This window comes from Pseudomonas sp. PICF6, from assembly GCF_009831705.1.
GTDB classification, from domain to species: Bacteria; Pseudomonadota; Gammaproteobacteria; order Pseudomonadales; family Pseudomonadaceae; genus Aquipseudomonas; species Aquipseudomonas rhizophila.
The window spans coordinates 273,225-273,424 of the sequence record NZ_WUUD01000013.1; the positions used below are offsets into that span (position 1 = coordinate 273,225).

Genomic DNA, 200 nt, shown 5'->3' on the forward strand with positions numbered 1-200 from the left:
CAGAAACTCGTCGGCCTGGCCAAAGAGTTCTTCAACGAATCGGCCCGTCACAAGTACAGCTACCATTTTTCCTGGATGGGCCGCCCCATCATCCAGTTGCCGCAGGACATGATGGCCATGCAGGAACTGATCTGGCAGATCAAGCCTGACCTGATCATCGAGTGCGGCATCGCCCACGGTGGTTCGATCATCTATTACGC

Annotated in this window: 1 protein-coding gene; it reads left to right on the top strand. The window is 55.5% G+C overall.

The window, feature by feature from the left end; translation table 11 throughout:
• Nucleotides 1–200: cephalosporin hydroxylase family protein (locus GSM73_RS27020; RefSeq protein WP_256676773.1), on the top strand; the 200-nt coding region annotated here is incomplete at both ends.